Raw genomic sequence first — 20039 nt, 5'->3', positions numbered from 1 at the left:
CTGGCTTGTCCGCTCGTTCACAAGCGGGTGCTCAGCCGGCGGACGGGTGGGCCACCACCCCGCGCTCTGACCACCCCGCGCTCAGTCCCACTCCAGACCGCCGCGCCGCCACACGTAGGCGTACGCGACGAAGACGGTGGCGATGAACAGGAGCATCTCGACCAGCCCGAAGATCCCCAGGGCGTCGAAGGTCACCGCCCAGGGGTAGAGGAAGACGATCTCGATGTCGAAGACGATGAAGAGCATCGCCGTCAGGTAGTACTTGATCGGGAACCGACCGCCGCCCACGGGCTGCGGGGTCGGCTCGATGCCGCACTCGTACGCCTCCAACTTGGCCCGGTTGTAGCGCTTGGGGCCGGTGAGTGAGGCCATCACGACGGAGCCGACCGCGAACGCCGCCGCGATGGCACCGAGTACGAGGATCGGCGCGTAGGCATTCATAGCCCCCGCTCCCTCCGTCCAGTCGTCCTTGACTGCAGATCGGAACCGGCAGGTCACACTGAGGTGAACCCGCGTTCCGGTTCCCGAGATCCACCCCATGTGAGGCAGTTCACAAAGCCTGGAACGAGCGCATCTTATGCCCGTCGGCTTGTGATCTGCGACACGCAGTTCAACGCCATCTTTGTGATCTACGACACCCTGTAAATGGGGTCGAATGTGAGCATGCCCAGATTTGTCGACGCAAAGCAGTCAAACGATCACAAGCGGTCGCATTTACTTGTGAAGTGGCAGGTCAGGGGCGTGTTCCTATATCAACTATGCGTCGTAGGGAGCAAATTTTCAGACGTCATGTTGACGTGTTATAGCGGCTCACTCGCAGGGGTGGCGGGGCCCGAACGCTCGCTTGACCCTTCGTTCACAAGCGCGCGAGCCTGCCGTCGGGCGGGGTTCCCTTCCCTCTCTCCCACGCGCCCGCCGTCCCGCTCCGGCGGTGCCCGCCGGGGCCGCGGGCCCTCGTGCTCCGGGGCGGGGCCCGCTACTGGCGGCCGGCCGTCTGCTCCCAGACCCAGGCCGCGATGCCCACCCGGTTGCGGGCGCCGATCTTGCGCTGGACGTTGGCGAGGTGGTTCTTCACCGTCCCCGGTGAGATGAACAGCCCTGCGCCGATCTCGGCGTTGGTCGCACCGTCTGCCACCAGCTCGGCGATCTCCCTTTCTCTCGTGGTCAGTTCCTCCGTCGGCCCGGCTGTCGGCTGCGGAGCCGCCGCGGCCGCCTTCGCGCCCGGCCCCGACTTCAGCGCCGGCTTCGACTCCGCGCCCGGGAGTGCCATGTGCCGCAGCAGCCGGACGGTGACCTGCGGGCTGATCAACGCGTCCCCGGCCATCGCCGCCCGGACCGCCTCGATCAGCAGCACCGGCCCCGAGCGCTTCAGCAGGAACCCGGCCGCTCCGTGCCGCAGCGCCGTGTGCACGTACTCGTCCAGGTCGAAGGTGGTCACCACGATCACCTTGCACTGGTCGGCCAACTGGCGTGTGACCTCCAGGCCGTCGAGCTTCGGCATCCGGATGTCCGCGAGCACCACATCCGGCCGCAGCCTCCGTGCCTCCGCCACCGCCGCGGCGCCGTCCGCCGCCTCCGCGACCACCACCATGTCCGGCTGGACGTCCAGGATCATCCGGAACGCGCTGCGGACGTCCGCCTGGTCGTCCGCGATCAGGATCCGAACCGGCCCTGTGCCACTGCCCATGTCCCGCACCTCTCCCCGTTGCCGACCTTCGTCGGCTCCTATCACGCCGGCCCCGTGCCGGCCTCCTCCAGCGGCAGCACCGCCGTCACCCGCCAGGCCTCCCGCTCGTACGGACCGGCTTCCAGCGAACCGCCGAGGGCCTCCACCCGGGCCGCCAACCCCGGCAGTCCGCTGCCGCCGCCCCGGCGCGGCCGCCCCGCCGGGCCCGGTGCCCGACCGTCGTTGGTCACGGTCAGCTCCAGCCGTCCACCGCTGCGGCGGGCCCGGATCTCGACCGCCCGCGCGGCCGGAGCGTGCCGCCGGACATTGGTCAGGGACTCGACCACGATCCGGTGGACGGTGCCCTCCACCTCGCGCGGCACCGGCTCCTCCGGCAGCTCCAGGCGGACGTTCACGCCGCCCGTCGCGGTGAACCGCTCGGCCACCTCGGCGAGTTCGGCGAGTCCGGGCTGCGGACCGCGGCCGCCCTGCTCCTCGCTGCGCAGCAGCTGTACCGTCCGGTCCAGCGAGGCCAGCGCCCGCTGCCCGGCCTGCTCTATTCGCTGGAACATCTCGGCCGCGCCGGCCGGATCGATCCCCGCCAGATAGGCCCCCGCCTGGGCCTGGGCGACCATGCCGCTGACATCGTGCGCGACGAAGTCGTGCAGGTCGTGGGCCAGTTCGAGCCGCTGTGCCCGTCTGGCCTCGGCCACCGCCTCGCGGCGCCCCTCGTCCAGGCCCCGCAGGTAGAGCCCGACCAGGACGGCCGGCAGGGAGAGCATCGATCCGAACCCGAAGAGCGTGAGCGTGTCCGCGGGCCCCTCGACGAACGCGAACCGGGACGGCCAGAGGGCGGCCGCTCCGCAGGCCGTCCAGGCCGCCGCCGCGCACCGCGGGCCGTCCTCGGCGCGCAGGCTGACGACCACCGACAGCAGCAGGACGGCCAGCTCGACCAGGCCCGCCAGCCCGGCCCACCGCTGCCCCTCCGCCCAGCGGCCGAGGAGCCAGACGGCGACCGTGACCACGACCGACGCCGCCCCGAGCGCCATGGTCACGGCCGCCGCCCCGTACCGCCCCCGCGCCACCCAGGCCGGCGGCACCAGGGCCAGGACGACCCCGGACAGGATCTGAGTCATCGTCATCACCCCTTCTCGACCCTTCGACTGCCGTCACACTACGACGCCGCCCGGGCGGCGCGCCTGTGCCGATCGGCATATTTCAAAGGCCGGTTGAGCAGGAGGAACAGCCCGATCGGCATCTGCCGCGAACCCCTGGCGGGCCTCCAGTCTTGAGTCATCGCACCGGCCACGGAGGCCGGAGCCGAAGGGAGTCCACCACCATGTCGAAGCTCGTGATCACCGCCCGCGGCACCGCCCACCGGGCCGCGGCGGCGGCCCCGAACGTCCCGCCCGCCCCGCGCTGGGCCCGGCTCGCCGCCGGGGCCGCCGTCCTCAGCACCATCCCTTCGGGGCTGTGGCGGATCGCCTTCGGCTTCGGCGTCCCGGTCGGCTTCTCCGGCGCGACGGCCGCGGCGTACGGCGCGCACCAGCCGGGCTGGGGCACGGTCTACTGCGTGGCGCTGAGCGCCTTGGCGGAGGCGCTGGCCTTCCTGACCCTGGGCCTGGTCCGGCCCTGGGGGCTGGTGGCGCCCCGGTGGATCCCCCTGATAGGCGGCCGTCGGGTCCGGCCGCTCGCCGCGATCGTCCCGGCGCTGCTGGGCTCGGCGGTCCTCACCTACGTCGGCACGGCCGCACTGCTCGGCGGCTGGGCGCACAACCTGGCCGAGCCGGATTCCCCGCACGGCTTCGCCGCCGTGGTGATGACGCTCGCCTACCTGCCCCTGGTCGCCTGGGGCCCGCTGCTCGGCGCGGTCGCCCTCGACTACGCCCGCCGGACGCTGCGGCGGCGCCGGTGACGAGGACGGCGGGTCACACCGGAGCCGGCTCCGCGCCCGGCCCCACCACGTCGGTCCCGCTCTCGCACTCGCCCCCGGCCGGGCGCGGTGCCGGGGCGGGGGCGACAGCCGGGGCGGGGGCGGGTACGGGGGCGGTGCGCCGGCCCCACTCGGTCGCGACCAACACCAGGGCTCCGCCGAGCAGGGCGAGCGGGCCCATGCGATTCCCGGCCACGGTGATGCCGAAGACGGCGGCCCAGAGCGGCTCGGTCCCGAGCAGCAGGCTCACCCGCGAGGGCGAAGTGGCCCGCACGGCCCACATCTGGACGAAGAAGGCGAACAGGGTGCAGAACAAGGACAGGTGCAGCAGCCAGCCCCACTGGCCGGCCCCGTACGAACGTGCGACCGTCCACGGCGCGGGTCCGACCAGGAACGCGACGGCGGCGAACACGCCGGTGGCCACCGCGAGTTGGACCCAGGTGACGGCGAGCACGTCGGTGTCGCGGACGGCCCGGGTGCGGGCCATCGCGAGGACGTACGCCGAGCGGACGAGGGCGGCGCCCAGCACCAGCAGGTCACCGAGTGCCGGAGGGCGCAGCCCGCCGTCCCCGGTGAGCAGGGCAACGCCGAGGACGGCCAGCCCGGCGGCGGCGAGGAAGGCCTTCGGCGGTGCGGTCCGGGCGAGGGCGCTCTCGCCGAGCGGCGTGAGCACCATCGCGAGGCTGATGATCAGCCCGGCATTGGTCGCGGAGGTGTGCACGGCTCCATAGGTCTCCAGCAGGAAGATCCCGCTGAGCACCAGCCCCAGTGCGGCGCCGCCGAGCCACTCGGCGCGGCTCAGCCTCCGCAGGGCACGCCAGGCGACCAGCCCGAGCAGCGGCAGCACCAGGCCGAACCGCAGCACCAGCATCGCCACGACCGTCCCGGGCTCGGCCACCCGCTGGACGGCGAGGAAGCTCGATCCCCACACCACGGCCACGAGCAGGACCGGAAGATCGCGAAGGACCGACGAGGACGAACCCTCGGACGGGTCGGACAAGGAGGCTGGCATGCGAAAGATCCCTCCGAACGAACGGAACCGGCGGGCGCGAGTACCGTACGGCGTCGGACGGACCCAGGAGCCGGGCGGAAGGCCCGGCAGTGGACGGGGCGGTGCGCGGAGCAAGGGGGCGCCATCTTCGCGCACCGGGCCCCCGATGATCAATGCCCTCCACGGGCACGGTTGGGTCAGGCGGAGAGCAGACCGTTCGCCGCGGCGATCGCCTCGATGTCGGCCGGGGTGCCGGACATGATGGCGCGGACGTGCTCGGTGACCAGCTCCACCGGCCAGTCCCACCAGGCCGCACGGAGCAGACGCTCGATGTCGGCGTCGTCGAAGCGGCGGCGGATCGGGCGGGCCGGGTTGCCGCCGACGACGGTGTAGGGCTCGACGTCGGCGGTGACCATCGCCCCGGCCGCGATGATGGCACCGTCGCCGATCCGGACGCCGGGCAGGACGGTGGCCCCGTGGCCGAACCAGACGTCGTTGCCGACCACGGTGTCACCCCGGCTGGGCAGGCCCGTGACGATGTCGAGGGTCCGCTCGGTCCAACTGCCGCCGAACATCGTGAAGGGGAAGGTGGAGACGCCGACGGTCGGGTGGGCGGCGCCGGCCATCAGGAAGCGGGTGCCGGTGGCGATCGCGCAGTACCTGCCGATCACCAGCCGCTCGGGGCCGTACGCGTAGAGGACGTTGCGCTCCTCGAAGCGGGTGGCACCGTCGGGGTCGTCGAAGTAGGTGTACTCGCCGACCTCGATCCTCGGGTCGGTGACGAGCGGGCGCAGCAGGACGACCCGGTCGTGGCCGGCGAGCGGGTGGAGGGCGGTGGGGTCGGGAATGGCGGTGGCGGACACGCGGGCTCCTCTCGTAATGCGACATGAGTCGCATTACGATGAGCATGGCACGACCGCCACCCCACAGCAATCCTTAATGCGACTGGAGTCGACTTTGACTGGAGCAACCCACCCCGCACCGGAGCCCCGCACCCCCACCCCGCGCCCGGGCGGCCGCAGCGCCCGGGTCCGGGCCGAGGTGGTCGCCGCCACGCTCGCCGAGGTCGCCGAGAAGGGGTACGACGGGCTCACCGTCGAGGCGGTCGCCGCCCGCTCCGGCGTCCACAAGGCGACCCTCTACCGGCGCTGGGGCGGAGTGGACGGCCTGGTCGCCGACGCCCTGACCGCCTCCGCCGACCAGCCCTGGCCCCTGCCCGACACCGGCGACCTCCGGCAGGACCTCCGCCGGATCACCCAGGAGGTGTTCAGCGTCTTCACCGATCCGGAGCTCGGCCCCACGCCCACCGCACTGATCTCCGCGGCCCAGCGCTCGGACACCGGCGCGGCCGCCCTGCGCGCCTTCTTCGCGGCCCGCCACCGCCAGGCCGCCGAGGTGGCCGAACGGGCCGTCGCCCGGGGCGAGCTGCCCGCCGGGACGGACGGCGCCGAGGTGGTCCGGGCCGCCACCGCGCCGCTCTACTACCGCCTGTTCGTCTCCGGCGAGCCACTGGACGCCCGCACCGCCGAGCGGGCCGCCGACGCCGCGGCCCTGGCCGCCCGCGCCGGACTCTTCACACCCACCGCGACCACCCCAGAGCAGAACTGACAAACCATCACACTGTTGCCGCCCGGGGAGCCACGACCGCCCCAACCCCTACCGCATCCCCATCCGGCCGTGGATGATGCACCCATGACAACACCGCCGTCCACCACCCCCCGGAAGGCCCGTCACGTGAAGCGCAAGCACTGGGCACTGGTCGCCGCCGCCACCGTCCTCCCGCTCGTGGCGAGCACCGGCACCGCCATCGCGGACACCCCCGCGGTCGCGACCCCCGCTACCGGCTGCGCCTACACACCGGCCGTCCCGGCCGACAACTTCAAGGGCATCCCGGTGTTCGACGCCAAGAAGGCGGCGAAGCCCTACCGCGCGACACTGCGGACCAGCCAGGGCCAGATCAGCTTCGAGGCCCTGACCGACAAGGCGCCCTGCACCACCTTCTCGTTCCGGTTCCTCGCCGAGCACGACTACTTCGACCGCAGTCACTGCCACCGCCTCACCACCCAGCGGATCTACGTCCTCCAGTGCGGCGACCCGACCGGCACGGGCAGCGGCGGTCCCGGCTACTCGTTCCCGGACGAGAACCTGACCGGCGCCACCTACCCGGCCGGAACCGTGGCCATGGCCAACGCCGGCCCGAACACCAACGGCAGCCAGTTCTTCTTCGTCTGGAAGGACACCAAGCTCTCCCCCGCCTACACCCCCTTCGGCCGGATCACCGGCGGTCTGGACGTGCTCCAGAAGATCGCCGCCGGCGGCGAGGACGACCAGAACAACCCGGGCGACGGCTTCCCCAACCTCCCGGTGAACATCCGCAACGTGAAGATCAGCGCCCGCTGACGCTGCTCGTCCCCGGCGGGCCGGACAGCCCCGGCCCGCTCCCGCCCGCCCCCGCTCCCGTACGGTGGCAGCACCAACGACACCGCGTGGGAGCAGGAGCAACGCCGCATGGACAGCCAGATCTGGGAGAGCGTCGACGACCTGGTCGCACGGCTGGACGAGCAGAGCACGCAGTCGCCCCAGGAGGAGCGACTGCTGCGGATCCTCAAGCTCTCCGAGGAGGTCGGCGAGGTCGGTGCCGCGGTGATCGGCGCCACCGGCCAGAACCCGCGCAAGGGGGTCACCCACACCTGGGAGGACGTCCAGCACGAGCTCTGCGACGTCGTCTTCACCGCCCTCGTCGCCCTGAGGACCCTCACCCCCGACGCGGCCCGGATCTTCGACGAGCGTCTCGCCTACGTCGAGCAGCGCTCCGCCGCCTCCCGCCGGGCGCCGGAGGCACCCCGGGCGGCCGAACAGCCGTAGGGCCGGCGGGGACGGACATCCCCACCGGCCCCAACACCCGGTCCGCGCCGGGCGTTCGGCGTCCGGCCCTTCGGCGTCAGCCGCCAGGCATCAGGCATCAGGCGCCAGAGACCAGCCGTCAGGCGCCAGCTGTCAGGCACCAGGAGCCAGACACCAGCCGTCAGGCGTTCGGCGCGACCCTGGCGAGGCCGTTGATCACGCGGTCCATCGCATCGCCGCCCTGCGGGTCGGTGAGGTTGGCGAGCAGCTTGAGGGTGAAGCGCATCAGCATCGGGTGGGTGAGGCCGCGCTGGGTGGCGATCTGCATCACCTTGGGGTTGCCGATGAGCTTCACGAAGGCGCGGCCCAGCGTGTAATAGCCGCCGTACACGTCCTTGAGGATGCGCGGGTAGGCCTGGAGGGCGCGCTCGCGGCCGCCGTCGGTGACCCGGGCGAGGGCCTGCACGATGACCCCGGCGGCGATCTGCCCGGATTCCATCGCGTAGGCGATGCCCTCGCCGTTGAACGGGTTGACCATGCCGCCCGCGTCGCCGACGAGCAGCAGGCCGCGGGTGTAGTGCGGCTGCCGGTTGAAGGCCATCGGCAGCGCGGCGCCGCGGATCGGCTCGGTCATGTTCTCGGGGGTGTAGCCCCACTCCTCCGGCATGTTGGCGCACCAGGCCTTGAGCACCTCGCGCCAGTCCAGCTCGCCGAACGCCGGCGAGGAGTTGAGGATGCCGAGGCCCACGTTGGAGGTGCCGTCGCCCATGCCGAAGACCCAGCCGTACCCGGGCAGCAGCTTGCGGTCGCCGTCGCGGATGTCCCACAGCTCCAGCCAGGACTCCAGGTAGTCGTCGTCGTGGCGCGGCGAGGTGAAGTAGGTGCGGTAGGCGACGCCCATCGGGCGGTCCTCGCGCCGGTGCAGGCCCATGGCGAGCGAGAGCCGGGTGGAGTTGCCGTCGGCGGCGACCACCAGCGGGGCCCGGAAGGTGACCGGCCGCTTCTCGTCGCCGAGCTTGGCGGTGACGCCGACGATCCGGCCGGTGCGCTCGTCCAGGACCGGCCCGCTGACGTTGCAGCGCTCGTAGAGCCGCGCGCCGGCCTTCTCGGCCTGACGGGCCAGCAGCTCGTCGAAGTCGGCGCGCTTGCGCACCAGGCCGTAGTCGGGGAAGGAGGACAGCTCGGGCCAGTCCAGCTCCAGCCGGACGCCGCCGCCGATGATGCGCAGGCCCCTGTTGTGCAGCCAGCCGTTCTCGGTGGAGACGTCGATGCCCATGTCCACCAGCTGCTTGGTGGCGCGCGGGGTCAGGCCGTCACCGCACACCTTCTCGCGCGGGAAGGCGGTCTTCTCCAGCAGCAGCACGTCCAGGCCGGCCTGGGCCAGGTAGTACGCGGTGGTGGCGCCGGCCGGGCCCGCGCCGACCACGATGACGTCGGCCGTGCTCTCGACGGGGCTGTCCGGCTTCGTCAGATCGGCTGCGGTCTCGGACACGTGGACACACTCCTGGAACTGCGGCGGGGGACGGCGGCTTTGTCTCCGGCAGTCTAGTTCCGCTCACGCCACCGGATGCTCCCCCGCCCCCGACCTCCGGCTCCGCCCGTCAGCCCCGACCGCCCCGACCACCAACCCGAGCCGAGCAGCCGGGCGGCCGAGCGACCGGGCCACGGGCCCACCGAGCCCACCGAGCCCCGAGCCCGCCAAGCCCGGCTACGCGATCTTGTACGCCCGGTGCAGCGCGACGATCCCGCCGGTCAGGTTCCGCCAGGCGACCTTCGACCAGCCGTTGTCCTGGAGCTTGGCGGCCAGCCCCGGCTGGTCCGGCCAGGCCCGGATGGACTCGGCGAGGTAGACGTACGCCTCCGGGTTGCTGCTGACGGCGGTCGCCACCGGCGGCAGCGCGCGCATCAGGTACTCGGTGTAGACCGTCCGGAACGGCGTCCAGGTCGGGGTGGAGAACTCGCAGATCACCAGCTTGCCGCCGGGCTTGGTGACCCGCTGCATCTCGCGCAGCGCCTCGTCGGTGTCCTGGACGTTGCGCAGCGCGAAGGAGATCGTCACCGAGTCGAAGGTGTCGTCCGCGAACGGCAGCCGGGTGGCGTCGCCGGCGGTGAGCGCCAGCTCGGGGTGGCGGCCCTTGCCCTCGGTGAGCATGCCGACCGAGAAGTCGCACGGGACGACCTTCGCACCGGCCTCGGCGAAGGGCAGCGAGGAGGTGCCGGTGCCGGCCCCGAGGTCGAGCACGAGGTCTCCCGGCCCGGCGGCCACCGCCTCGGCCACCGCCCGGCGCCAGGCGCGGGCCTGGCCGAGGGAGAGCACGTCGTTGGTGCGGTCGTACTTGGCCGCGACGTCGTCGAACATGGCGGCGACTTCGTGCGGCTGCTTGTCCAGAGAGGCTCGGGTCACGCCCCCCATTGTTCACCCTCGCACGGACACCCCGACCAACGGGGCCGCGCCCACGGACCTCACCGGCCTCACCCACGGACCTCACCGGCCGCCCCCACGGTCCTCACCGGCCGGGCCGTACCCGCACGCCCCCCTCAGTGCTGGGCGCGCCGCCCGCCCGCGCGGCGCCGCCGCCGGGACCGCTTGCCGTGGGTTATCGCGGGCATCCCGTCCGCGAGCGCCCCCGCCGCCAGCGCGAGGTTGGCGGCCAGCGCCCCCTGCCCGCTGCGGACCGCGAGGGCCTTGTGGTGCCGCCGGATGCGCAGCACGCAGATCACGAAGAACACGAGGGCCACCGGCACGCTGAACCGGGCCAGGCCCACGCCGACCGGCTGCGGGTAGGTGTCGCCGCAGATCCGTACCGCGCCCGGGTCGTCGGCGGCGTGCTCCAGGCAGACCGCGTCGCCGACCTTGGCGCTGTCCGAGAGCGGCAGCGCGGCCGCGGTGTGCGGCTCCCCGTCGGCCCGGTAGCTGACGGCGCTGTAGGTGCCGCCACCGGTCGGGAGCTGGGTGACGACCCCTTCGACTCTCACCGGGTGCGCCTCGATCCGGTCGGCCTGGTCGGCCTGGCGCCAACCCAGCAGGCACATGCCGACGGCCAGCACTGCGCTGAGCACGGCGGCGAGGTACCAACCACGGCCCATCCGCGGGGTGCGCGGCGGGGGAACGGTCGCGGTTCGCATGGTTCCTGTCCTGGCTTGCCGTCGGGGCCGGGGACACGGCCCCGCCACCCGCGGGCGCGGGCGGTGGTGTGGTGAGGGTACGGAGTGGGTGAGCTGTCCGGGATCGTATCCGCTGGCGGGCCCTCAGGTCACGATGAAGGGACAATCACTCTCCGGTACCGGCCCCGGAGTTCGGGTGCACACGAAGGAAGTCCCGTGCGCCACAAGGAAATCCGGCTACTGACGAGTACGTCACACCCGCCGTGACGCCCGTCTCAGCGTCGGCGGTACACCAACCGCCCGCCCAGCACCGTGGCCAGGCACCCGCCGGCCACCGGTTGCGCGCTCCCGTCCCCCGCGACCCCGGCCGTCGCGAACACCGCGAAGTCCGCCCGGCCCCCGACCGCCACCCGCCCGTACACGGCCTCGGCGAACGGCAGGACGGCCAGCGGGTCCAACGGCCGCGCGCCACCGTCCTGCGGCCCGCTGCCCTCCGGCCCGCCGTCCACCCCGCCGGACGACACAGCGGACGCCACAGCGGACGACACGGCGGAACCGGGCAGCCCCACGACCCCCGACCGCGCCACCGCCGTCCGCACCGAGGCCCGCTCGAAGGGCCCGGCCACCGCCGTCACCCCGTACCCGAGCATCCGCTGCAGCCCCCGCCGGGCGCTGGCCCCGCACCGCGCCTCGTCGGTGGACCCGGCCAGCCCGTCCGCCACCGGTTCGACGCCGACCTCCTCCCGCGGATCCGGGTGGTACGCGCGTTCCAACAGCCAGTGCCCGTACGGATTGCGCAGCCCGGGGGCGAGCACGGCCGCCCCCCAGTCCCGCACCCGCGCGCCCGGGTACCCGGCCGCCAGCTCCCCGTACGGCCCGACCGCCTCGACCAGCTCGCCACGCACCACCACCGCCCCGTCGGCGATGGACGGGGCGGTGGGATCGGCCGGGTCGGGCAGCACGAACGCCGCCCGGTGCAGAGTCAGCACAACAGCGCCTTCGACTTCGACAACAACGGCAAGTGCAACGGCAACGGCAACAGCGTCGACGCCGGCACCGCCATCAGCGGCACGGGCACGACAAGAAGGGAGGAGGAACGAGGACTCAGTTGTCCAGGATCTTCAGCTCGGGGTGCGCGGTGCCGCCCTCGATCGCCGTGGAGGCGATGTGCGAGGCGACCCGCGGGTCGACCGGGTCGTTGGCCGGGTCGTCCAGCACCCGCAGGTGCTCGTACGTGGTCGAGCGCTGCGCCGGGACGCGGTCGGCGGCCCGGATGAGGTGGATCAGCTCGGTGAGGTTGGAGCGGTGCTTGGCGCCCGCCGCCGAGACGACGTTCTCCTCCAGCATCACGGACCCGAGGTCGTCCGCACCGTAGTGCAGCGACAGCTGGCCGGCCTCCTTGCCGGTGGTGAGCCAGGAGCCCTGGATGTGGGCGACGTTGTCGAGGAACAGGCGGGCGATCGCGATCATCCGCAGGTACTCGAAGACGGTGGCCTGGGTCGAGCCCTTCAGGTGGTTGTTCTGCGGCTGGTAGGTGTACGGGATGAAGGCCCGGAAGCCGCCGGTGCGGTCCTGCACGTCGCGGATCATCCGCAGGTGCTCGATCCGCTCGGCGTTGGTCTCGCCGGTGCCCATCAGCATGGTGGAGGTGGACTCCACGCCGAGGCCGTGGGCGATCTCCATGATCTCCAGCCAGCGCTCGCCGGACTCCTTCAGCGGGGCGATCGCCTTGCGCGGCCGCTCCGGCAGCAGCTCGGCGCCGGCGCCGGCGAAGGAGTCCAGGCCCGCCTTGTGGATCCGGGTGATGGCCTCCTCGACGGAGACGCCCGAGATCCGCGCCATGTGCTCGACCTCGGAGGCGCCCAGCGAGTGGATCACCAGCTGCGGGAAGTCGGCCTTGATCGCCGAGAACGCGCGCTCGTAGTACTCCACGCCGTAGTCCGGGTGGTGGCCGCCCTGGAACATGATCTGGGTGCCGCCCAGCTCGACCGTCTCGGCGCAGCGGCGCAGGATCTCGTCGAGCTCGCGGGACCAGCCCTTGTCGCTCTTCGGCGGCACGTAGAAGGCGCAGAACTTGCACGCCGTCACGCAGACGTTGGTGTAGTTGATGTTGCGCTCGATGATGTACGTCGCGATGTGCTCGGTACCCGCGTAGCGGCGGCGGCGCACCGCGTCGGCGGCGGAGCCGAGCGCGTGCAGCGGCGCGGAGCGGTAGAGCTCCAGCGCCTCCTCCGGGGTGATCCGGCCGCCGGCGGCGGCCCGGTCGAGCACGGCCTTCAGGTCGGTGCTGGACGCATCGAGGGTGGTCGCTGCGAGCTCGGTCACCTGGCGGCCTTCTCTCTCTCAAGTGCTACTCGGGTACGGCCGAACCAGCCTACGCCAGCACATTCCGCCGCCCGCGTCAGCCCGCTGAACAGCGCGCGGAGCACCCCGGACCACCCCCGAGCAGCTCGGACCACGCCTCAACCGTTCGCCCTGCGCACCGTGCCCGCCGGGTTCCCGGCCGGCGGGTCGGCGGAGGTGAAACGGACCGTCCCGTCGGACTGGAGGGTGAGCGTCTCCGCGTTGGAGCCGCCGGTGCAGGCGCCGGGGATCGAGGAGCGGACCAGCCGGGACTGGAACACCAGCGCGGTGGCGGAGGCCGACCTGAGCGTCCAGGCGCCCTCGCAGCTGATCGAGATCAGCCCGGAGGCCGCGTTGCGGCTGGTGGTGCTCTCCTGACCGATCGCCGCCGGACGGACGGTGAGCGTGGTGGTCCCGGCGGGCAGCCCCTTGTCGGTGACCATGTCCCCGCTCCAGGTGCCCAGGAAGGCGGCGGGCACCACGCTCGGCCCGCCCGTCCCCGGCGGCACCGCGCCCGGGGCGGACGGCGTCGCGCTCCCCGGAGCACCGGGGGCCGACGCCACCCCGGAGCCGAAGGCCCCGCTCGGCAGGACGGCCTGGCTCGGATCGACCGACACCTCCGGCAGCGGCCCCACCGTCGGCGACGGCCCCGAGGCCGCCGGTTCGGCCCGGTGCAGCCACTCGTACAGCCCGTACCCGCCGCCCCCGAGCACCGCGAGCGCCGTCACGGCCGCCGCGACCGCCACCCCGGTCCGGACGCGCCGCGGCCGCGCCCCCGCCGGCTCGTCCCAGACACCCGAGCACAGCGGCTGCCGATCCCCCTCGCCCTCCGGCCCGCCCCCGGATGCGACGGTCGGAGTCCGCACCACCCCGAGAGCACCCGCCTCCGGAGCCGCCCCACCCGAAACCGGCTCCCCCGAAGCCCCCGGAATCCCCTCCGGGTCCGAGTCCGGGTCCGAGTCCGGGTCCAAGTCGAGGTCCAGGTCCAGCAGCCCCACCGCACTGCGCCCCACCCCCGCCGCCAGCTCCGCCGGCAGCCAGCCGCCGTGCGACAGCCGGGTGGCGGCCGTGCCGTCCGGGTCCAGCCAGTCGTGGAGCTGCCGCGGAGTGGGGCGGGCGGCCGGGTCCTTGGCCAGGCAGGCGAGGACGGTCCCCCGCAGCGGCTCGGGCAGTCCGGCCACGTCCGGTTCCTCGTGCAGCACCCGGTAGAGCAGCACGGCCGCGCTGACCCCCTCTCCGAAGGGGTGCACGCCGGTCCCGGCGAAGGCGAGGACGGCGCCGAGCGAGAAGACGTCCCCGGCCGGCCCGACCGCCTGCCCGTTCGCCTGCTCGGGTGACATGAAGCCGGGCGAACCGACCACGTAACCGGAACGGGTGAGGCCGCCGGCGGCGTCCAGTGCCCGGGCGATCCCGAAGTCGATCAGCCGGGGCCCGTCCAGGGTGAGCAGCACGTTGGAGGGTTTGACGTCCCGGTGCACCAGGCCGAGCCCGTGGACGTGGGCCAGCGCCCCGGTGAGTCCGACGCCGAGCGAGCGCACGGCCGGCTCGGGCAGCGGCCCGTACGTCCGGACGGCCTCGCCGAGCGCGGGGCCCGCCACGTAGCCGGTGGCGACCCAGGGCTGCCCGCCCTCGGTGTCGGCGTCCAGGACCGGCGCGGTCCACGCGCCGCCGACCCGCCGGGCGGCGGCCACCTCCTGCCGGAACCGGGCGCGGAACTCGGCGTCGTCCGCGAGTTCCGACCGCACCACCTTGACGGCGACGGTGCGCCCGCCGGCCGTCCGGCCGAGGTAGACCCGGCCCATCCCGCCCGCGCCGAGCCGCCGCAGCAGCCGGTAGCCGCCCACCTGGCGCGGATCGTCCGACCCCAGTGCCCGCATCCCCGTACGCTCCCTCGCCCGCTCGGCCACGCGCGCCGCCGACCGCCGGGGCCGGGGGCCGAGCGGCCACCCGGCCGGCCGACCACCCGGGTCGGCCGTCCGGTCGGGCCAGCCGACCGACCGTCAGCCGGACGCGCCTCGGGTGCAGACCGTACCGGGCCCGGCCGGGCCCCGCCCGGCCCGCGGACCGGAACGGGGCCAGGAGCCGGACCGCGCGCCCCCGGGGGCCGTCGTCACACTCCCGTCGCCCCGCGGGCGGGGGCGAGGACGGGCCCTACGACCCCAGCGGCAGCGCCGCCGGCTCCAGCAGCCGCACCGCGACGTCCGGGGCGAACCCGCTGTCGTGCGCGACCCGCCGGGCGAACTCCGTGACCCCGGCCAGCTGCCGCTCGCCGAGCGAGAAGTCGAGCGCCTCGCTGAAGTACCGCTCCAGCACGTCCGCCCCGATGGTCTCCCAGCGGGCGGCCTGCTCGGCGACCTTGGTGGCCTCCACCAGCGACAGGTCGCGGGACTCCAGGAAGGCCCGGTGCACCGCGGCGGTCATCTCCGGGGCGCGCTCGGCGAACTCGCGCCGCACCGCCCAGACCGCGAAGACGAAGGGCAGTCCGGTCCACTCCTTCCACATCTCGCCGAGGTCGTGGACGGTCAGCCCGAGGTCGGCGGCCTGCCCGAGGTAGGCGCGCAGGGCCGGGTCACCGATCAGGACGGCGGCGTCGGCCTCGGCGAGCATGGAGCTGAGGTCCGGCGGGCAGCTGAAGTAGTCCGGGCGCACGCCCTCGCGCTCCTCCAGGAGCAGCCGGGCGAGCCGTACGGAGGTGCGGCTGGTGGAGCCGAGGGCGACCCGGCGGCCGTCGAGGTCGGCGAGCGGCACCTTGCTCACGATCAGGCAGGACATCACCGGGCCGTCGCTGCCGACCGCGATGTCCGGCAGGACGAGCAGGTCCTCCGCGTTGCGCAGGTACTCCACGCAGGTGATGGGGCCGATGTCCAGGGCACCATCGACGAGCTGGTCGCTCAGCTTCTCCGGGGTGTCCTTGGTGAGATCCAGATCGAGCAGGTTGCCGGTCCTGGCGAGCCCCCAGTAGAGGGGGACGCAGTTCAGGAACTGGATGTGGCCGACCCGCGGCCTGACCGGGGTGTCCTGCCGGGGCTCCCGCGTCCGCGCGTCCGGTGTTCGTGCTTCCGGTGCTGCCACTGCGCCGCTCCCTTGCTGTTCGTGCCTCCCCGCAGCGTATGCCTGCTGTCGGCGGTGGCTCGCACCGGCCACCCGACACGCCTTCACGCGCCGCCGGCGGGCCTTTCCGCGCCCGCCCCCACCCTGACGAACGGCCTGACGCACACCCTCCCGACCGGCCGACGGCCGCCCGGCAACCGCCCCGGCGAACACCCGCAACAGCCTTGCGCCCGGCCCCTGTGAGCGCCTCAGGACCGCCCTACGACACGCGCCTTCCACGCCGTAAGTGACCTCTGGTCGTCACAGCGGCCGCATGCTAGCGTTGCCCTCAGTTGCAGTTTGATTCCCCTTGCAGTACTTGAAGCCTGCGGAGCATGTAACCGCAGGCTTTTTGTAGTTTTTCAGCAATATCGAAAAATTTCGGACACGTCCGGAGGCAGGGCGATCAGCGCAGCGGACCGGGTGCCACACGGTGTGGCCCCCGACACGCCTCGCAAGGAGAACGGCATGGCCACGGGAACCGTCAAGTGGTTCAACGCTGAGAAGGGCTTCGGCTTCATCGCCCAGGAGGGCGGCGGCCCGGACGTCTTCGTCCACTACTCCGCCATCAACGCGAACGGCTTCCGTTCGCTGGAGGAGAACCAGGCGGTCACCTTCGACGTCACCCAGGGCCCGAAGGGCCCGCAGGCGGAGAACGTCACCGCTGTCTGACCATCCTCTGATGATCTGATCGCTCGTGGACCCCGACGGGTCCGCCGGCGGCTCCCGACAGCCGCCACCATGAGCACAAGAGCAGTACCCAAGGGGGCCCGCCCGTCCGGCGGGCCCCCTGCCTTTTTTCGAACGCCTTCCGGCCGAACTCCACTCGAACGTCACTCGAACATCGAACGGGTGGTTCGGGCCGGGAAGTTCGGGTGCGGAGAAAAGGAATGCGGAAAGGGCCCTCCCCCGTCACCGGGAGAGGGCCCTTTCCGTCCGGTCGATCGGACGTCCCCTCTGGCGTCCGATCGGGCATTCGGCCTCCGGCTGAGCGGCCGGACCGGAGGCCGAACGAGCCTCAGGCCGCGGCCGTGGCCGCTCCACCCTGGGCGGCGACGACGGCCGGCTTGGCGTCCTCCTCGTACAGGTCCCCGGACGGGTTGTTGTACGCGGCGACGTCCAGGATCTTCTCCCGGGCGGCGACCACGATCGGCACGACGACCTGGCCGGCGACGTTGGTCGCGGTGCGCATCATGTCCAGGATCGGGTCGATGGCGAGCAGCAGGCCGACGCCCTCCAGCGGCAGGCCCAGGGTGGACAGGGTCAGCGTCAGCATGATGATCGCGCCGGTGAGGCCCGCGGTGGCGGCCGAGCCGACCACCGAGACGAAGGCGATCAGGATGTAGTCCTTGATGCCCAGCTCGATGTTGAAGACCTGGGCGACGAAGATCGCGGCGACGGCCGGGTAGATCGAGGCGCAGCCGTCCATCTTGGTGGTGGCGCCGAACGGCACGGAGAAAGACGCGTACTCGCTCGGGACGCCGAGGCGCTCGGTGACGCGGCGGGTGACCGGCAGGGTGCCGACCGAGGAGCGGGAGACGAAGGCCAGCTGGATGGCGGGCCAGGCGCCCTTGAAGAAGTGCAGCGGGTTGAGCCCGGCGGCGAAGCGCAGCACCAGCGAGTAGACGACGAACAGCACCAGCGCGCAGCCGAGGTAGATGTCCAGGGTCAGCGTGGCGAAGGGCTTGAGCAGGTCCCAGCCGTACTTGGCGACGGACTTGCCGATCAGGCCGAGGGTGCCGAGCGGGGAGAGCCGGATGACCCACCACAGGGCGGTCTGGGTCAGCTCCAGCACGGACTCGCTGAGCTTGAGGACCGGCTCGGCCTTGGCGCCGAGCTTGATGATCGCCGCGCCGACCACGACCGCCAGGAAGACGATCTGGAGCACGTTCACCTTGGCGAACGAGTCGACGATGTTGGTCGGGAAGATCCCGGTCAGGAAGTCGATCCAGGTGCCCTTGGAGTCGAGCGCCTTGAGGCCCTCGGTCTTCAGGTTGGTGCCCTCGCCCGGGTTGGTCAGCAGGCCCAGGCCGATGCCGATGCCGACCGAGATCAGCGAGGTGATCATGAACCAGAGCAGCGTGCGGGTGGCCAGGCGGGCCGCGTTGGTGACGTTGCGCAGGTTGGCGACGCTCACCACGATCGCGGTGAACACCAGCGGCGGGACGGCGACCTTGAGCAGCTGGACGAAGATCTTGCCGATCGTCTCCAGGGTGGTGGCCAGCCAGGAGATGTCGGCGGCGCGGGCCAGGTAGCCGAGGCCGACGCCGAGCACGAGGCCGGCGACGATCTGCACCCAGAAGGGCGTCTTGCGGATGCGGGCGAGCACGGACGGCGACGAGGTCGCCTCGGGCGCTGTGGACATGGGGGAGCGTCTCCGGGGGAGGGCGTTGCTGACGGTGAGGTGGGGGCGGAGCAGGCGGCACGGCGCGGGGCCGGACGAAGGGGTCGGCCCCCGATCAGGGGCGTGCCGCCGCGGTACAGCTCGGGGCGGTACAGCGCATGGCGCGGCAACGGCCCATGGCGCGACAACGGCGCGGACTGTCCACAGCACCGGTCAGAGCACACGGGCGGGCGGCGCCGGGCAGCGGGCCCGGGCCGTGCATCCGCAGTGCGTCTGAGGCTGTCATGGCCGATACGTTAGCAGCAAAGGTTTGAGATGTTCAAAGTACTTGTTTGATGTCACGGAGAGTTCCTGCCCACCCGAACCCCGCCGCGAACCCGCGCTCCGGACACGAACGAAGCTGACGCCCCATCAGGGCGGCTTGACGGTCCGATTGACCGCTGAGCGGTTATACGTATAACTTTGGCGGCGTCCCCGCCCCTGCCTGCCCACCCGGAGAGGACGCCGATGGGCTACCTCGCCCTGCTCCGTGCCCCGCACGTCACCCGCCTGCTGCTCGGCACCCTGCTCGGCCGCCTGCCCGCCGGCATGACCGCCCTCGTCATCGCCCTCGCGCTGCGCGACGCCGGAGTGGCGTACGGCCGGGTCGGACTGGCCACCTCCTGCTACGCGATCGCCGCCGCCGTCGGCGGGCCGGTGCTCGGCCGGATCATCGACCGCACCGGACAGCCGCGCGTCCTGCTCGCCTCCGCCGTGGTGGCCGGCGGCGGGTACGCGCTGCTCGCCCTCGCCCCCGGCTCCGCGATCGGCGCGCCCGTCGGGGCCGCGATCGCCGGCCTCGCCATGCCCCCGCTGGAACCCTGCCTGCGCTCGCTCTGGCCGGACGTGGTCGAGGAGAAGCAGCTCGACACCGCGTACGCCTTCGACTCCGCCTCCCAGCAGATCCTCTACGTGGCCGGCCCGCTGGCCGTCGCCGCCATCTCCGGACTGTTCAGCCCGGTCGCCGCGCTCTGGGTGGCCGCCGGACTCGGACTGGCCGGCGCGCTGATCGTGGCCACCACCGGACCCGCCCGGACCTGGCGCGCCCCGGCCCGGGAACAGTCCGCCGGACTGCTCGGACCGCTGCGCTCCCCCGGGCTGGTGCTGCTGCTGGTCGGACTGGCCGGGGCCGGCTGGGCCGTCGGCGCGCAGAACGTGCTGTTCATCGCCTACGCCGAACGGAACGTCGGCGCGCTGCCCGGCGGCGGAGGCACCCTGCTCGCCCTGGCGGCGCTCGGCGGCCTGCTCGGCGCACTCGCCTACGGCGCCGTCAGCTGGCGGCAGACCACGGCCACCCGCACCTGGATGATGGCCCTCGCGATGGCCGCCTCCTACCTGCCGCTGATCGCCCTGCCCGGGCCGTACCCGATGGCCGCGCTGGCCTTCCTCTCCGGGATCATGCTGGCCCCGCTGCTGGCGGCGGCGTTCGTACTGGTCGCCGAACTGGCGCCGACCGGCACGGTCACCGAGGCCTTCGCCTGGCTGGTGACACTGTTCGCCACCGGCAACTCGCTCGGCTACGCCGTCTCCGGCAAGCTCGCCGAGGACTCGCTGCGCCCGGTGGCCCTGTGCGCGGTGGGCGGCATCGCGCTCGGCGGGCTGCTGCTGTTCGGCGCCCGGCGCTGGTTCCACCCGGCGCCGACCGCCCCCGCCGAGCAGCCCGTCCCGGTGGGCTGACCCGCCC

General features: G+C 72.9%; 19 protein-coding genes. 6 read left to right on the top strand and 13 right to left on the bottom strand.

What is annotated here, in order from left to right:
* Positions 1-81: 81 nt before the first annotated feature.
* The 3 genes from ACFU7Z_RS04965 to ACFU7Z_RS04955 form a co-directional block, all read right to left on the bottom strand.
* The gene (locus ACFU7Z_RS04965; RefSeq protein ID WP_030060100.1) at positions 82-441 is read right to left on the bottom strand and encodes an NADH-quinone oxidoreductase subunit A; all 360 of its coding nucleotides are present in this window, start codon (positions 439-441) and stop codon (positions 82-84) included.
* Between the two features lie 535 nt (positions 442-976).
* Positions 977-1687, bottom strand: coding sequence for a response regulator (locus ACFU7Z_RS04960; protein WP_380776165.1), 711 nt, complete (start codon positions 1685-1687; stop codon positions 977-979).
* 41 nt (positions 1688-1728) lie between these two features.
* Positions 1729-2808: a sensor histidine kinase gene (locus ACFU7Z_RS04955; RefSeq protein WP_380776162.1), complete on the bottom strand. Its 1080-nt coding sequence runs from the start codon at positions 2806-2808 to the stop codon at positions 1729-1731.
* Positions 2809-3005: 197 nt separating this feature from the next.
* On the opposite strand from ACFU7Z_RS04955, the gene ACFU7Z_RS04950 reads away from it, so the two are divergent.
* On the top strand, positions 3006-3581 hold the full coding sequence (locus ACFU7Z_RS04950; RefSeq protein WP_234348343.1) for a hypothetical protein: 576 nt from the start codon (positions 3006-3008) through the stop codon (positions 3579-3581).
* Positions 3582-3594: 13 nt separating this feature from the next.
* Here ACFU7Z_RS04950 and ACFU7Z_RS04945 read toward each other — a convergent pair whose 3' ends face one another.
* Together ACFU7Z_RS04945 and ACFU7Z_RS04940 are read right to left on the bottom strand one after the other, a co-directional pair.
* Complete coding sequence (locus tag ACFU7Z_RS04945; RefSeq protein ID WP_380776159.1) at positions 3595-4611, bottom strand: DMT family transporter; 1017 nt, start codon at positions 4609-4611, stop codon at positions 3595-3597.
* Between the two features lie 176 nt (positions 4612-4787).
* The gene (locus ACFU7Z_RS04940) at positions 4788-5453 is read right to left on the bottom strand and encodes a CatB-related O-acetyltransferase (RefSeq protein ID WP_380776156.1); all 666 of its coding nucleotides are present in this window, start codon (positions 5451-5453) and stop codon (positions 4788-4790) included.
* A gap of 94 nt (positions 5454-5547) precedes the next feature.
* Here ACFU7Z_RS04940 and ACFU7Z_RS04935 point away from each other — a divergent pair, with 94 nt between their 5' ends.
* The 3 genes from ACFU7Z_RS04935 to ACFU7Z_RS04925 all read left to right on the top strand — a co-directional run bounded on the left by ACFU7Z_RS04935 (position 5548) and on the right by ACFU7Z_RS04925 (position 7455).
* Entirely contained in the window at positions 5548-6198 is a 651-nt protein-coding gene (locus ACFU7Z_RS04935) for a TetR/AcrR family transcriptional regulator (RefSeq protein ID WP_380776153.1), read from the top strand.
* 84 nt (positions 6199-6282) lie between these two features.
* Positions 6283-6990 (top strand): peptidylprolyl isomerase, encoded by a 708-nt coding sequence (locus ACFU7Z_RS04930; protein WP_380776150.1) that lies wholly within the window; start codon positions 6283-6285, stop codon positions 6988-6990.
* A 108-nt stretch (positions 6991-7098) separates the two neighbouring features.
* Positions 7099-7455: a MazG-like family protein gene (locus ACFU7Z_RS04925; protein ID WP_380776147.1), complete on the top strand. Its 357-nt coding sequence runs from the start codon at positions 7099-7101 to the stop codon at positions 7453-7455.
* Positions 7456-7615: 160 nt separating this feature from the next.
* Here the strand turns inward: ACFU7Z_RS04925 and ACFU7Z_RS04920 are convergent, their stop codons facing one another.
* The 7 genes from ACFU7Z_RS04920 to ACFU7Z_RS04890 all read right to left on the bottom strand — a co-directional run bounded on the left by ACFU7Z_RS04920 (position 7616) and on the right by ACFU7Z_RS04890 (position 15954).
* Positions 7616-8905 (bottom strand): geranylgeranyl reductase family protein, encoded by a 1290-nt coding sequence (locus ACFU7Z_RS04920; protein WP_380776182.1) that lies wholly within the window; start codon positions 8903-8905, stop codon positions 7616-7618.
* Positions 8906-9142: 237 nt separating this feature from the next.
* The gene (locus tag ACFU7Z_RS04915) at positions 9143-9838 is read right to left on the bottom strand and encodes a demethylmenaquinone methyltransferase (protein ID WP_049651181.1); all 696 of its coding nucleotides are present in this window, start codon (positions 9836-9838) and stop codon (positions 9143-9145) included.
* 134 nt (positions 9839-9972) lie between these two features.
* Positions 9973-10560 carry a hypothetical protein gene (locus tag ACFU7Z_RS04910; RefSeq protein ID WP_074005515.1) on the bottom strand — a complete coding sequence of 196 codons (588 nt, stop codon included), beginning with the start codon at positions 10558-10560 and terminating at the stop codon, positions 9973-9975.
* A gap of 254 nt (positions 10561-10814) precedes the next feature.
* Complete coding sequence (locus tag ACFU7Z_RS04905; protein WP_380776144.1) at positions 10815-11528, bottom strand: hypothetical protein; 714 nt, start codon at positions 11526-11528, stop codon at positions 10815-10817.
* A gap of 115 nt (positions 11529-11643) precedes the next feature.
* Positions 11644-12864, bottom strand: coding sequence for a cyclic dehypoxanthinyl futalosine synthase (gene mqnC, locus ACFU7Z_RS04900; protein WP_049651178.1), 1221 nt, complete (start codon positions 12862-12864; stop codon positions 11644-11646).
* A gap of 137 nt (positions 12865-13001) precedes the next feature.
* Positions 13002-14759, bottom strand: coding sequence for a protein kinase (locus ACFU7Z_RS04895; RefSeq protein WP_380776141.1), 1758 nt, complete (start codon positions 14757-14759; stop codon positions 13002-13004).
* 274 nt (positions 14760-15033) lie between these two features.
* Positions 15034-15954 (bottom strand): menaquinone biosynthetic enzyme MqnA/MqnD family protein, encoded by a 921-nt coding sequence (locus tag ACFU7Z_RS04890; protein ID WP_380776138.1) that lies wholly within the window; start codon positions 15952-15954, stop codon positions 15034-15036.
* A 486-nt stretch (positions 15955-16440) separates the two neighbouring features.
* Between ACFU7Z_RS04890 and ACFU7Z_RS04885 the strand changes: the two genes are divergently transcribed.
* Positions 16441-16644 (top strand): cold-shock protein, encoded by a 204-nt coding sequence (locus tag ACFU7Z_RS04885; protein WP_045692393.1) that lies wholly within the window; start codon positions 16441-16443, stop codon positions 16642-16644.
* A 346-nt stretch (positions 16645-16990) separates the two neighbouring features.
* Here ACFU7Z_RS04885 and ACFU7Z_RS04880 read toward each other — a convergent pair whose 3' ends face one another.
* Positions 16991-18337 carry a dicarboxylate/amino acid:cation symporter gene (locus ACFU7Z_RS04880; RefSeq protein WP_049655677.1) on the bottom strand — a complete coding sequence of 449 codons (1347 nt, stop codon included), beginning with the start codon at positions 18335-18337 and terminating at the stop codon, positions 16991-16993.
* Between the two features lie 486 nt (positions 18338-18823).
* Here ACFU7Z_RS04880 and ACFU7Z_RS04875 point away from each other — a divergent pair, with 486 nt between their 5' ends.
* Positions 18824-20032, top strand: coding sequence for an MFS transporter (locus ACFU7Z_RS04875; protein ID WP_380776135.1), 1209 nt, complete (start codon positions 18824-18826; stop codon positions 20030-20032).
* Positions 20033-20039 lie beyond the last annotated feature (7 nt).

It is taken from the genome of Kitasatospora sp. NPDC057518 (assembly GCF_042802075.1).
In the GTDB taxonomy this organism is placed as follows: domain Bacteria; phylum Actinomycetota; class Actinomycetes; order Streptomycetales; family Streptomycetaceae; genus Kitasatospora.
The sequence above is the reverse complement of the archived record's forward strand: the minus strand, read 5'-3'. Positions and strand labels throughout refer to the sequence as shown.